Here is a 13,208-nt window from a genome sequence, read left to right as displayed (position 1 = left end):
CCGTGACAGATGATCGATCGTGAAAGGATGCCCCGTCAGATGGGCCGCAGGACGGGCCCGACGATGAGCGAAGACGGAAGGTCTTGAAAAAAGGCCGCAATGCAGAACAGAAAAGCGGCGCTTGCTTTGCAATCTAGTGAAAAATACGGGTTTCTGTCAACACTGCGCATCAACCACGCCAGGACATCATCCTGTACTCTCCGGCTGCGCCTTCAGACTCTCCCAGACCGGGCAACAGAAAGACGAGCGGAGATTCAGGCGTCTGTTCGGTATAGGCGCCCGAAATTTGCGCCGGGCCGCAAAGGCCGCTCAAGTGGAGCGTCGACGGCAGACCGATATCAACCTGACACGACACGGGTCCCTCGACCTTGCCTGAATCCAGCAAACGACCGTTCAGCGATGCCGCCTGCAAGGGCCTGTTCTCGGCATCGAGGGCGACGAACTCACCTGAAATCTGCGTGCCATTCAAATGGTACCCCATCAGGACCCGGGTCGGTTGCCTGCCCCGATTACCGGCCGCCTGACGAAACCCGAGAGGCAGCCCACTTGCACCTTCGAATTTCAGAGGCTCCTTCACCAGACGATCGAGGACCTGCTGAGCCTCATGCGTCGTCGGATGGAAGACAGGCGCTGCCTGCACCCGAGAGGCGACTGACGCGAGAGCTAGAAGGGAAAAGGACAGAGCGAACCTGTTCACGATGAACGATCTCCAAACCATCCCCGGCGCCAGAAGATGAACAAAGGCAGCAGCACCGAGAGAGCCATCAGGCCCAGCGCATAGTAATAGCCGTAATGCCATTCGAGTTCCGGCATGAGCTTGAAGTTCATGCCATAGATGCCCGCCAACAAGGTCGGCGTGATGCCGACAAAGCTGACAACCGTCAGCAATTTCATCCCGTCATTCTGATCGATGCTGATAAAGCCAAGCGTCGCATCCAGAAGAAACTGCACCTTCACGGCCATTTGCGCCACGTAGTCGTTCAGCGAGGCGACGTCCCTGCTCAGAATACGCAGGCGCCCCTTCAGCGCATCGCGAAACTCGAAATAACGCGCATCGCCCAGATACATCCCGATGCGATCGACCCCCAGAAGGCTCTCCCTGATGGACGAGGTCAGATCACCGCTCCCTCCCAGTTTTCTGAGTGTCTGACGCAGAACATTGGCGTTACGCACACGACGGTTTGACCGCTTATCGGCAAAAACCGTGCGCGAGATCTCATCGAGGGTATGGCCGGCATTCTCGAGAATATCAGCCAACCGGTTGACGATGGTCTCAAGCAATCGAATGGCCAGCTCAGGCACATCGAGAGAGGCACCATCGACATCGGCTGCTGACAGATCGCGGCTCATGGTCTCAAAGGCTGCGTAGCTTGCGTAGCGCACCGTAATCAGCCAGCGCGGAGACACGACGATTCCGACCGGATAGGTCGTCATCTGTTCCTCGACCATGCGGATGAGCGGGGTCGAAAGATAAATGACATCGTCCTGCCGGTAATGGCGTGACGAACTTTCGATTTCCTCCAGCGCTTCCCTTCTCGGCAGCGTCAGCCCTGTCACAGCCTCGGCAAGACGGATCTCGTCCTCACTTGGATCGATCAGATCGAGCCAGGAAACATCTCCCGCATCTTCGACCGCAATAATCTCATGAACGGGACGCCCCACAGGATGCGCTAGAAACATCGAAACTCTCTTTCCGACTGGGCGGATTTCCCCTGCGGGTCGGGAATGGACGTTGCGCCGCCCCTCTGGTATCGCAGAAACCCGCTCGCCGTGTCGATCCATGCCTCTAACAGGACAACTCGCATGAGTTCTGAAGTCTCGCCCCGCCTCAACAGCCTGCGCAACGGCCCCGACCAGCGTGGCCGTTTCGGTACGTTCGGGGGCCAGTTCGTTGCCGAAACCCTCATGCCTTTGGTGCAGGATCTGGCTGATGCCTATCAGACCGCCAAGGCCGATCCCGAGTTTCGTCGCGAGCTCGATTACTATTTCCGCGATTATGTCGGCCGCCCAAGCCCGCTATGGCATGCAAAACGCCTGAGTCAAGAACTCGGCGGCGCGAAGGTTTATCTCAAGCGTGAGGAGCTCAACCATACGGGCTCGCACAAGCTCAACAACGTCATGGGCCAGATCCTTCTGGCACGACGCATGGGCAAGACACGCATCGTCGCCGAGACTGGCGCAGGCCAGCACGGCGTCGCAACGGCAACCGTCTGCGCACTTTTCGGGCTGAAATGCACCGTCTATATGGGCGCCGTCGATGTCGAGCGGCAAAAGCCCAACGTGTTTCGCATGCATCTTCTGGGTGCCGAGGTCAGACCCGTCACGGCAGGCTCCGGCACACTCAAGGACGCCATGAACGAAGCCATGCGCGATTGGGTCGCCAATGTGCATGACACCTATTTTCTGGTCGGCACCGTCGCCGGGCCGCACCCCTATCCGGAGATGGTGCGCGACTTCCAGTCGATCATCGGCATCGAGACGCGTGAGCAGATCATGGCTGTCGAGGGCCGTCTTCCCGACGTGCTCATCGCTGCAATCGGCGGCGGCTCGAACGCATGGGGCTGTTCCACCCCTTCCTCGATGACGAAGCCGTCAGAATGATCGGCGTTGAAGCGGCTGGTCATGGTCTCGATAGCGGCCTGACCGCAGCCTCCATTTCACGCGGACGCTCTGGCGTTCTGCATGGCAACCGGACCTATCTGCTTCAGGACGAATTCGGCCAGATTGCCGAGGCGCATTCGATCAGTGCGGGGTTGGACTATCCGGGCATCGGGCCAGAGCATTCCTGGCTGAACGACATCGGTCGCGCCGAATATGTCGGCGTGACAGACAAGGAAGCTCTGGAAGCCTTCCAGCTTCTGACACGCACCGAGGGCATCATTCCAGCGCTCGAATGTGCTCATGGGCTCGCCCATGTGATGAAAATCGCCCCCGACATGGCGCGCGACCAGATCATCATCCTCAATCTGTCAGGCCGTGGTGACAAGGATATCTTCACCGTTGCCGAGCATCTGGGAGTTTCGCTGTGAGTCGTATCAAGGCCCGTTTCGACGCCCTCAAGGCCGAGGGCCGCGGCGCGCTCATTCCCTATCTTCAGGCTTTTGACCCGGATCTGGAGACCTCCCTTGCCCTTCTGAAAGGCATGCCAGCAGCCGGAGCCGATCTGATCGAAATCGGCGTCCCCTTTTCGGATCCGTCTGCGGACGGCCCGACCATTCAGGCAGCGGCGCGGCGTGGATTGCAAGCCGGAGCGACGCTCGCTGGCGTTCTGGACATGGTGCGTGCCTTTCGCGAGCAGGATAACGAGACCCCGATTATTCTCATGGGGTATCTCAACCCGATCGACAGCTACGGTCCGGCCCGTTTTTGCGCCGACGCAGCCGTGGCCGGTGTCGATGGTCTGATCATCGTCGATCTTCCCAAGGAAGAGAGCGACCTTCTCGCGACCGATGCACAGAAGAACGGCCTCGACATCATTCAGCTCGTCGCCCCGAACACACCGGACTCACGCCTCCCTTATCTTCTCGAGACGGCTTCCGGGTTCATCTACTACGTCAGCATCACCGGCATCACTGGCACACGCACGGCCAGTCGTGACGAGCTTGCAGCAGCCCTTCCCCGCCTGCGTGCGGTCAGCGCTCTGCCTGTGGCCATCGGCTTCGGAATCCGCACGCCTGAGCAAGCGGCTCAGGCCGCTTCGGTCGGCGATGCGGCTGTGGTTGCTTCGGCTCTGATCTCGACCCTAGCCACCACGCTCGACGACGGCAAGGCAACACCTGCGACCGTACCAACCGTCCTGAAGCAGCTCGCTGACATTTCAGAAGCAGTCCGCGCGTCATAAAAAAGGGGGCGTCTCTCGCCCCCTTTCCAAAAAACTGGCCAGAAATGCCAGAGATACCACGGTCGATTACCGACCGGCTTTCTTGAGCGAGAGGCCGAAGGCCAGAGCCGATACCCCGCCGAAAACCAGTTCAACGGCGATCAGGGTGCCGATCAACCACAGGCCAGACCAAGGCAGAGTAACGAAAATAAGCACTCCGGTCAGCAATGCCACAGCAGCACTGAGAACAAGCGTCCACCAATTGGCGACATAGCGATGCCCGGCGGCCCAAAAGCCTCGCATGAGGCCCGACGCCATGAGACACCCAGCCAGAAACGCCGTGATAAAGAGAGACCCTGTCTCAGGTTCCTGAATAAGCAGAATACCGCCCAGTGCGTAGAGGAACCCCATCAACGCGGTGATCCAGAAACGGGACCCCGCCACGGTGCGATGAGCAAAGCTCTGAATCAGATAAGCGATGCCCGTCAAAATCAGCAACGCGCCGATAACGACAACACTCGCCAGCGTTGTCACGACAGTATCGACAAACGCGATCCCACCCAGAACGATCAACACCACACCCAGCCCGATGAACCAGTTGGGCTTGAGCTGCGGGTTGATCGGCGGGAGGCCGGGAAAATCACCAAGACCAGCCATCACTCATTTCCTCTTTCCATATGCACGACGCGCACCCCTGGAAACATCAAGGGCTCGTGACATCTCTCCTATCGACGTCTCAGAGCGATCATTGTTTCACGTGGAACAACTACCAGCGGCTGAAAAGAACCACCTTCTCTCCCGAGCAAACGCCCGCGCACGCCGCAGATCCAGCCGACATAACGGTCAGAAGCCCTGCCTGGAGCGATTGTCACAATTGCTTCATGACAGTATTGAACAGGTCATGAGCGCCGCACTCTTTCGAAACCGACTCACCGGCTTGATGTCACGACGAGAAGGTTCCTCCCCTCCAAAAGGCTTGCCCCGCCCTGAGAGGCATTCCGCGCCTCAAGGCCATGTCGCCCTGAATCCTGCCACACCCGCAAGGCGTTGGAGTGAGAGCGTCTGTGCCAGCTTGCGCCTTGCAGGAGTGGTGGTCTGGGTGCCGCTCTCGGTCGGATTTGAAGCCCTTCTTTTACCGATACCGGGCGTTCTTAAAATACGCTGGACACGCGTCATCTGGGGCGTGTTGTGCAAACTGCTCGACCTCGACATCAAGGTGATCGGACAGCCAGCCGGTACGGTCGGTGGGCAAAAGGGGCGTGACCGCGGGGAACGTCCGGTAATCTATGTCGCCAATCACTCATCCTGGCTCGATATTCCGGTTCTGGGTACCAAGATCTATTCGGTGTTTGTCGCCAAGGGCGATATCGAGCGCTGGCCCATCATGGGCCTTGTCTCGAAAATCGGGCGCACGATCTTTGTCAGTCGCAACAAGAGCACGACCGGTCGCGAACGTGACGAGATGATCACGCGTCTGGCCACAGGCGATAATCTGATCCTGTTCCCAGAGGGCACCTCATCCGACGGCTCGCGCGTACTGCCCTTCATGTCGACATTTTTCGCCATCGCGAAATTGCCGCGTATCCCCAAAAACGCACCGCAGATCGACATGCCGTCCTATCCGGCTGGGTTGACCCCACTCATCCAGCCTATCTCGCTCGTCTATGACCGGCTTGAGGGACTCCCCGTCACGCGGACACGACGCGCTGTTTTCGCCTGGTATGGCGATATGGATCTGGGTCCCCATGTCTGGCAGTTTCTGAAAAAGCGCAACAAACGGGCGACTATTCTGCTGCATCATCCTCTCGCCCCGGAGGATTTCCCCAGTCGCAAGGCTCTGGCCAACGCCGCCTGGAGCGCCGTTGCCAAAGGTGCTGCCCGGCTCAGGCAGAACGATGAGACCGTGCACGGATGGCATTCACACAGCTGAGTTTCAGCGCGCAAAAGCCCCCGCTCAGAACTCTATTTCCGTGGTGGCGTGATAGGTTCTCGGCATCCCCGCCACAGCCGAATTCATGGCGTTTGCCGCACCGTTGATCGAACTCGGATAGACGGACGCCCAATAGCGCTCATCCGTCACATTCGACACACCAAAGCGCAGCACAACCGGCACGTGATAGAGGTGGAAACCATATCGCGCGCCCAGATCGAGCGTCGTGAAACCTGCGGCAAAGTTTCGGTTCTCGACATCAGCCGCCCGCTGGCTCACGCCATGGATACTGGCATTGACGGCAGCCCCTCTCATCCAGACAGAATGATAATCAAGCAGTAAACTGACCTGCACAGGCGCCACACCGACGACCTGCTTGTGAGATGTGAGCACGGATCCCGTCGCACCCGTCTGGGCGTCAAGCCAGGTTACGCCCCCGAAAACGCTCAGCGCCTTGTTGAGACGACCGGCAATCTGCCTTCCACGCCATAGTTTCTCTGCTCGCCTGCCTCCCGATACAGTCCCGTTGACGGATCGGTGAAAGCAAAGCCCCGCGTCATCCGAAAGCCCGCAGCACTCAGCATCAGTTCAGGCACAGGGCGGTATTTGATCCCGACCTCATATTCCTCCGACTGAAGAGGAGACAGAACCTCATTGGCATTTACACTCGATGCCGGTGCGATTGGCCCCGCCTGAATGGCACGTCCCCAGGTTGCATAAAGACTGGTGCGCTCATTGGCCCGGTAGATCAGGCTGGTCATCGGCGTAAAAGCCGGCCCGACATGATAGCGTGCCGTCGTCACGCCAAGCGTGTTGCCGCTGGTCGTATCGAGCCAGCTCCAGGCCAGGGTGCCCATCACAGACCAGTGGCGCGAGAGCGTGATCGTATCCCCGGCGAGCAGGGATTGAGACACAATGGACGCAGATTGATAGCTGCCCGAAAAATAAGGCTGCGTCCCCTGAAAGACGACGGGCTCTCCGATGCGGGCCGTACCGAGCACAGCACTCTGCCCTTTTGTCGGATTGAACGTCCCCATACTGTAGCCATTGGAGCCCAGCAGAACCTGATGGCTGAATGGACCCGTATGAAAGTGGCCATTCAGATAGGCGAGATTGGACCAGACCCTGAAATCATTTGCCGTCGTCGCGGCAGCAATACTGGTCCTGTAGCGTCCTGCTGAATCAGTCAGTGTATTGGTGACAGAAAACACATTGCGCCAGGCATCCTGATAGAGACCGCCCAGTGTCATAGACCAGTCATCAGAGAACCGATGCACGATTTTGGCGAGCACTGTTGTGGTCGAGGCATTGTACCCCGCAAAGTCCTGCCCATAGCCTCGGCGCGAAAGATCGGGAGCCTGAGGCAGGGCAATTCCGGTTGCGTAGGAAAAACCACCGGCATAGCCACGCTGCGCATAGCTGTATTGGCTGGCATCGATCTGGATCTGGGTCCGGGCGTCCAAATTTAAATCGAAGGCGCCCGAGATCAGCCCCCGCCTCAGATGGGCGTCCGGCGTATAGGTCGTCCCCGACTGGTTGAGCATCGTGACGCGATAGCCGAACCATTTCGACTTTCCGACACGTCCTGACGCATCGAGCGACTCAAGAGGCGCCTGAGAATCGACGCCAAAAACAACTCTCTCGCGTGGCTGGTCTGTCGGTCTGTTCAGAACATAATCGAACGTTCCAGCAGGATTTTGCGGTCCATAAAGCGCACCGGAAAGCCCATTCAGCACCTGAAGCGAGTCGAACTGCTCGGCAGCATACGGGTGGTAATCACCATATTCAGACCATCGAGGCGTGAATTGGCGATGACATCAGCTTCAAATCCGCGTGATTGAGGACGGCTCGTATTGGGATCTCCCCGCATTTCGAGCTGAACCGAAGGCAGATACTGGGCCAGATCATTCGCATTACGCGCCTGCTGGTTCACGATCGCATCATGCGGCACGGTCATGATCGAGAAAGGGGTCTCAAGCAGACTGCGCGTCCCAAGCGGCCCCAGAGTGGCTTCATCGTGCAGATAGGCCGCATTCATCCCGGAGGCCTGATGCCCATGAACCAGTATCTGCTCACGGTGCGGCGGTTCCTGCCCGCATGCCTCTTCTCCCCCGAAGGTCAGCACACCCAGGATCACAAGACCAAAGCCAGAAATGCCGCTTTTGATTTTCCAGAACATGGTTCGTTTGCACAGTAAAATGACCCGTTTGTCACCTTCTGATTTGGTCCTGTCTGCATCTTCGGTTTTTTGAACTGTCCCACAGAGGCAGTTCAGCTGAAGGCTGTGGAAAATTTACCTCGCACTCGCGCGCGCCCTGTCAGGCGCCCTCTTTTCATGACGGGCGACTTGGGGCAGCCTGATGGCCTTGGTCACCCGCACCAGGACACCAGAACAGTCGACCCTGTCTGCTCTGCGTGACATCCAAGAAGGACAAGAACGTTCCCATGGTTTCGAAGACAGCGCCCCTGACCCGTCGTTTTCTGCGCCCCGCACTGACTGCCCTTCTTCTGACGGCACCAGCCCTTGCCGTTACTGCCCACCCAGCGGCAGCACAGGCCGTCATCACGGGCAATCAGAGCATGGATGCGACGGTTGAAACCGCCGACATGCAGACACGCACCGTTCTTCTTCGGGACAAGAAGGGGGGGCTGCTTACCCTCACGGTTCCCAAAGACGCGAAGGACCTGCCTCATCTCGAAGCGGGCGATCACATCTCGCTCCGCTTCTTTCAGACGATGGCAGCCGATATCGCCCGTCCCGGAAGCCCCCTCCCTGAATCGACCGTCTCGTCTGCCAAGGGATACGCCAAGCGTCATCCGCACGGCACGCTCGTTTCCTTCCAGCGTCAGCGCGTCAAGGTTCTTGCCGTCGATGCCGCCGCACATAAGGTTACGATCATCGATCACGCCGACATCACGCGTACGGTGACAGTCAAGCAGAAAGCCCTTCTGCCTTTGCTGAACAGCCTGAAGACCGGGGATGACGTCGATGTGACGACGATGGACGCCGTCTCGTTTTCTGTCCTGAACCGGACCGTCAATGGCACAGTGTCGGTAAAGGAAAAAACGGGGGAGCAGGCCGCTCCTTCCGGAAACTGAGACTGTCGCGGGGCGCTGCAAGGTGCCCCGCAGAAAAACCCGACCTCACTTTGTCAGGCTCGCTCAGACAGGATTCTGAGAATTGGGCCTGACGGAAACAGGACGAGGCAACGCCCCGTCCGTCATTCACTTTGTCGTCGGGGCTGGCTTCCAGAGCGCATCTGGCGGCGGGAGATGAGTCGAATTATCGATGGTCCCATATCCGTCAGCGGCATAACCATGATGCGGCACCGTGCGAGGGCCGCATCCTGAGAGCGCGACACCAGCCGTGAAAAGCGCGAGGATCAGGCGCTTCATGCTCCCGGCTCCAGACGCAGACTATCGGCAACAGCGCGCGCAAGGCGCGTATAGGCCTGCGCCGCCTCACTCTCCGGCGCGGAGATAATGATTGGCGTCCCGGCATCGGCACTCATGCGGATATCGGCAAGAAGCGGAATTTCACCGAGGAAGGCACATTCGCTTTCGCTGCCTCTTCACGCGCACCACCATGGCCGAAAAGCTCGGTACGATGATTACAGTTCGGGCAGCAGAAATAGGACATGTTCTCGACGACCCCGAGCAACGGCACGTTCATGCGCTCGAACATCATTACACCACGGCGGGCGTCGAGCAGCGCAATATCCTGCGGGGTCGAGACAATGACCGCCCCGCGGAGGCTGAGCTTCTGGGCGATCGTCAACTGGGCATCCCCGGTTCCGGGGGGCATGTCGATCACGAGAACATCCAGCTCAGGCCAGGCCACATCTGCCAGAAACTGTCCGATTGCTCCCATCACCATAGGGCCACGCCAGATCATGGCCTGCTGCTCATCGACCAGAAAACCGATCGACATGGCATGCATCCCCCAGGCTTCGACAGGGATGATCTTGCCATTTTCAAGCGCAGGCTTGGCTGAGTGGCCAAGCATCCGCGGCAAGGACGGGCCATAAATATCGGCATCGAGCATGCCGGTTCGGAGACCGAGCTTTGCCAGACCGGCGGCAAGATTGACCGCAGTGGTCGATTTGCCGACCCCGCCCTTGCCCGAAGCCACAGCGATAATCGCACGCACCTGGGGCAGCGCCTTGCCATCGGGCCGAGTCGGCTGCGGATGGCCGGGACTATTGGCCGGTTGATCGAGCTTGAAAGGACGATGACCCTGCGATTGCTGCCCTCCCTGACCGGGGGGGCGATGGGCCGTCAGAATGATCGTTGCACGGGAAATGCCAGGCAGACCGGCAAGAGCGGCCTCGGCGCGTGGGCGCATCGGCTCAATGCGCGCGGCATCTTCACGCGAGGTGGCAAGCGACACATGAGCGTGGCCGTCACGCAGCGCGATACCCTCCAGAGACGCAAAGCTCAGAACATTCGATGTGCCAGCCTCGTCTTTGACAAGACGCAGAGTCTCGAGAATTCTGCGCTGGTCAGCTTCATTGGCGGGTTTTTCTGTATCGGTCATGATTGTCCTCTGGCGGCGGGGCCGTACCCAATATGTTGTCGTTTAACATGGCCGGAAGTAGATCGCACAACCATCTGCGCGTAAGAGCAGAGCACGATTGAGACACAGGACCGGATCTGTCCGGGCGGGAAAGCAGGACTGGAATGAGCGAGGCCAAGAGCGACGTCGTCCCGAAACGCAAGAAGCGCGACCACCGCATCGACGCCCTGCGCGGTATCGCGCTCCTGATGATGCTCGCAGATCATGCCCCACAGGATGTGCTCAACCGCTTTACCCTGCGTAATTTCGGCTTCGCCGACGCCGCCGAGATCTTCGTTCTTCTGGCAGGTTATGCGTCGTGGCTGGCTTATGGCCGCCTGATCCTGCGCGGCGCGCCTACCGGGGGCTGGGGGATGGGAATCGAACGCATCGTCCGTCGCTGCTGGCGGCTTTATCTGTTTCAGATGGTCATGCTGCTCATCTCGGTCATGACCATCCGGCAATGGCGTCACTATTCTCCGGTCCCTGTCGATTTTCTCGAGCCCGAACTGGCGCACGGTCACGAATGGGTCTGGCGTGTCCTGTCGCTTCAGGCCCTGCCCAATAATCTGAACATCCTGCCCCTTTACATCGTTCTGCTCATGGCCTTCCCGCTTCTGGTCTTTCTCTGGAAGATCTCGCCCTGGCTTCTGGCAGGCTCAAGCCTCGCGCTCTGGGGACTGATCAACAGCGATCCGACTCTCAATTTGCCGAACTGGCTCGATCCGGATGGCTGGTACTTCAATCCCTTCGCCTGGCAGTTCATTTTTACCCTAGGCATGTTCGCTGCGATCATGGCGGGCAAGCGCGGTGGCAATCTGCCCGGCCCGTTCTGGGCCAGAGTTCTGGCAGGGGCCTGTCTGGTTTTCGGGGCGCTGGAATGCTTCCCCTATGAGAGCTGGAACCTGCCCAGCCTCAGACCCCTTGCTGAAATTCCTCAGGCAGATAAATCCGATCTCGCCGTCTGGCGCTGGACCGAGGCGCTCGCCATTCTTCTGCTCGTGCAGTCATCGGTGACAGCAACGAGACTCTCGGAAACACGGATCGGGCAGGGTCTGGCCCTGCTGGGGCGTCATTCTCTCGAGGTGTTCAGTTTCGGCACCATTCTCGACCTCTTTGCGCGTCTGGTCATGAACAGCTTCGGCGATGGCTGGCTTATCCAGATCCTGGTCAATGTGCTGGGATTTCTGGGCGTTTATGTTCTGGCCGTATGGCTTGACCGCCATCGCCGTCAGGCCGCTCTGATGGCCGGTGAGACGCGCAAGGAAGCGAAAGAAGAAGAGAAAAAAGATCGTGGCGCTGAGATAGGTGACGCAAACCCATGAAGTGCGTTAGCGTAAGATTATGAAACATCGTCTTGTTCTTGCCGCGCTGATGGGCGGCTGGGTTTCCGCCAGCTCCTCCATCCTTGCCCAGCCTGCACCGTCGCCCGGAGCGCCGGCCCCGACCCTTCCTGCAGGCGCGGTCGGTCCGGCCGAGACAGCGCGAAGCGTGCATGCTGCGCCTGACTCTCTGGCCGATCTGGCAGCGCGGTTGCTGCCAGCCGTTGTGAACATCTCGATTTCGGCAACGCTGAAGCCGGGCGAGGACGAGGATGATGACGAAGGCCCGGATGCGAGCCCCGATGACGGGCCGCAGGTGCCGCAATTTCCTCCCGGTTCGCCGATGGAAAAATTCTTCCACGACTACATGAACCGCTCGCCCTCACCGTCAGAGCCGCCGCGCAAGATGCAGGCTCTAGGCTCGGGCTTTATCATCTCGCCCGATGGCTACATCGTGACCAATAATCATGTCATCAAGGATGCCGACAAGGTCTCGGTCACCCTTCAGGACGGCACGGTTCTCCCCGCCAAGATCATCGGTCGCGACAGCCGGACCGATCTCGGTGTCATTAAGATCGAGAGCAAGACCCCGTTCCCGACCGTGCAGTTTGGCGACAGCGACAAGGCGCGCGTCGGCGATCGCGTTCTCGCCATCGGCAACCCCTTCGGCCTTTCCGGAACGGTCACAAGCGGTATCGTCTCGTCTCGTGGGCGCGACATCAATCACGGGCTGTATGACGACTACATCCAGACTGACGCCTCCATCAATCGCGGCAATTCGGGCGGCCCGCTCTTCAATCTCGATGGACAGGTGATCGGCATCAACACGGCCATCTACAGCTCGAGCGGCGGCTCGATCGGGATTGGCTTTGCCATCCCGGCCAATGACGCGCGGGGTGTCATCGAGCAACTCCGGCGAGACGGGCATGTCTCGCGCGGCTGGATCGGCGTGCGCGTCCAGAACGTCACGCATGAAATTGCCGATAGCATCGGTCTCAAGCCCGAAAAAGGCGCGATGCTTGCCGGGTCGACCCCAAAGGTCCTGCAGCTGCGGCCAAACTGCAGACTGGCGATGTCATCATCTCGCTCGATGGCAAACCGATCGACGGGCACGCTTTGCCCCGTCTCGTCGCAGAAATCACTCCGGGCACATCAACTCGCTTCGGCATCTGGCGCAAGGGCAAGACCCTCGATGTCACTCTGGTGGTCAAGGCCTCCCCCGAAGCCCCGGACATGCCTCCGACAGACGCCAAGGCCAAGGGCCCCAGCAAGCTGGCACTGGCGGATCTGGGCGTCACGTTCTCGGCCATCAATGACGAGACACGATCCAAATACAATCTGTCGGACTCGCAACGCGGTGTGGTCGTCACCGATATTACACGTGACGGACCAGCCGATACACGCGGCCTTCAAGCCGGTGATGTGGTGACCGAAGTGCAGCAGGTCGGCGTCAATTCGCCCGATGCCCTCTCCAAAGAGCTGACGCGCGCACGTCAGCAGAAAAAGCACACGGTACTGCTTCTCGTTCAGGGACAGGATGGTCTGCGCTGGGTGCCTCTGCCGCTCTCCGGAGAGTGACGC

At 59.3% G+C, this 13,208-nt stretch carries 9 protein-coding genes and 4 pseudogenes; 6 read left to right on the top strand and 7 right to left on the bottom strand.

Going from position 1 to position 13,208, the window contains the following annotated elements; all coding sequences use genetic code 11:
• Positions 1–169: 169 nt before the first annotated feature.
• Positions 170–697, bottom strand: a complete 528-nt coding sequence (locus JCM15831_RS04470) for a hypothetical protein (protein ID WP_025823038.1) — start codon at positions 695–697, stop codon at positions 170–172.
• Positions 694–1,680: a magnesium transporter CorA family protein gene (locus tag JCM15831_RS04465; protein WP_025823037.1), complete on the bottom strand. Its 987-nt coding sequence runs from the start codon at positions 1,678–1,680 to the stop codon at positions 694–696. Before JCM15831_RS04465 ends, JCM15831_RS04470 begins: the two co-directional genes overlap by 4 nt.
• Positions 1,681–1,803: 123 nt before the next feature.
• Between JCM15831_RS04465 and trpB the strand changes: the two are divergent.
• Positions 1,804–3,029, top strand: a pseudogene (gene trpB / locus JCM15831_RS16635) (tryptophan synthase subunit beta).
• A complete protein-coding gene (gene trpA, locus JCM15831_RS04455) occupies positions 3,026–3,841 on the top strand; it encodes a tryptophan synthase subunit alpha (protein ID WP_025823035.1) in 816 nt (271 codons plus the stop codon). Before trpB ends, trpA begins: the two are co-directional and overlap by 4 nt.
• A gap of 66 nt (positions 3,842–3,907) precedes the next feature.
• Here trpA and JCM15831_RS04450 read toward each other — a convergent pair whose 3' ends face one another.
• Entirely contained in the window at positions 3,908–4,477 is a 570-nt protein-coding gene (locus JCM15831_RS04450; protein ID WP_025823033.1) for an HdeD family acid-resistance protein, read from the bottom strand.
• Between the two features lie 244 nt (positions 4,478–4,721).
• Here JCM15831_RS04450 and JCM15831_RS04445 point away from each other — a divergent pair, with 244 nt between their 5' ends.
• Positions 4,722–5,750: a lysophospholipid acyltransferase family protein gene (locus JCM15831_RS04445; protein ID WP_232227993.1), complete on the top strand. Its 1,029-nt coding sequence runs from the start codon at positions 4,722–4,724 to the stop codon at positions 5,748–5,750.
• Positions 5,751–5,774: 24 nt separating this feature from the next.
• Here JCM15831_RS04445 and JCM15831_RS20865 read toward each other — a convergent pair.
• Positions 5,775–7,294: pseudogene (locus tag JCM15831_RS20865) on the bottom strand (TonB-dependent receptor).
• Positions 7,295–7,479: 185 nt separating this feature from the next.
• The gene (locus JCM15831_RS22440) at positions 7,480–7,929 is read right to left on the bottom strand and encodes a TonB-dependent receptor plug domain-containing protein (RefSeq protein ID WP_051528308.1); all 450 of its coding nucleotides are present in this window, start codon (positions 7,927–7,929) and stop codon (positions 7,480–7,482) included.
• Positions 7,930–8,195: 266 nt separating this feature from the next.
• On the opposite strand from JCM15831_RS22440, the gene JCM15831_RS04435 reads away from it, so the two are divergent.
• Positions 8,196–8,849 (top strand): hypothetical protein, encoded by a 654-nt coding sequence (locus JCM15831_RS04435; RefSeq protein WP_025823029.1) that lies wholly within the window; start codon positions 8,196–8,198, stop codon positions 8,847–8,849.
• Positions 8,850–8,975: 126 nt separating this feature from the next.
• On the opposite strand, the gene JCM15831_RS21830 is transcribed toward JCM15831_RS04435, so the two are convergent.
• Together JCM15831_RS21830 and JCM15831_RS23260 are read right to left on the bottom strand one after the other, a co-directional pair.
• A complete protein-coding gene (locus JCM15831_RS21830; RefSeq protein ID WP_198024238.1) occupies positions 8,976–9,146 on the bottom strand; it encodes a hypothetical protein in 171 nt (56 codons plus the stop codon).
• Positions 9,143–10,287, bottom strand: a pseudogene (locus tag JCM15831_RS23260) (Mrp/NBP35 family ATP-binding protein). Before JCM15831_RS23260 ends, JCM15831_RS21830 begins: the two are co-directional and overlap by 4 nt.
• A 143-nt stretch (positions 10,288–10,430) precedes the next feature.
• Here JCM15831_RS23260 and JCM15831_RS16620 point away from each other — a divergent pair.
• Together JCM15831_RS16620 and JCM15831_RS16615 are read left to right on the top strand one after the other, a co-directional pair.
• Complete coding sequence (locus JCM15831_RS16620; protein ID WP_084490552.1) at positions 10,431–11,630, top strand: OpgC family protein; 1,200 nt, start codon at positions 10,431–10,433, stop codon at positions 11,628–11,630.
• Positions 11,631–11,649: 19 nt separating this feature from the next.
• A pseudogene (locus tag JCM15831_RS16615) lies at positions 11,650–13,205 on the top strand (Do family serine endopeptidase).
• The last annotated feature ends 3 nt before the right edge of the window (positions 13,206–13,208 follow it).

Source organism: Asaia astilbis JCM 15831 (assembly GCF_000613845.1).
Lineage (GTDB): Bacteria > Pseudomonadota > Alphaproteobacteria > Acetobacterales > Acetobacteraceae > Asaia > Asaia astilbis.
The sequence above is the reverse complement of the archived record's forward strand: the minus strand, read 5'-3'. Positions and strand labels throughout refer to the sequence as shown.